This is a genomic window from Pseudomonas sp. PME37.24/025, from assembly GCF_055556615.1.
This window is the reverse complement of sequence record NZ_JBVHNK010000170.1, coordinates 1-274: the sequence shown is the minus strand read 5'-3', so window position 1 is coordinate 274 and position 274 is coordinate 1. Positions and strand designations below refer to the sequence as shown.

Sequence of the window (274 nt, the reverse complement as noted above, 5' to 3'; positions counted from 1 at the left end):
CCGCCATACCGAACTGAAGGAAGACGCCAGCCTGGCCGCCATCTACGTGGTGGCCCTGGCACTGGGCGTGATCCTGATTTCTCGCCACGGCACCCAGCTCGATCTGCTGCACATCCTCTTCGGCAACGTGCTGGGCGTGGACAGCGAGGGCCTGGTACTCATTGCCGGTGTGGCCAGCGCCAGCGTGCTGGGCATCGCCGCGCTCTATCGCGGGCTGCTGCTGGAGAGTTTTGATCCCTCGTATATGGCCGTGGGCGGCGGACGCAGCGGCGGC

At 66.4% G+C, this 274-nt stretch carries 1 protein-coding gene; it reads left to right on the top strand.

Going from position 1 to position 274, the window contains the following annotated elements; translation table 11 throughout:
- Positions 1-274: metal ABC transporter permease (locus ACZ3HH_RS29940; protein ID WP_465810192.1), on the top strand; the 274-nt coding region annotated here is incomplete at both ends.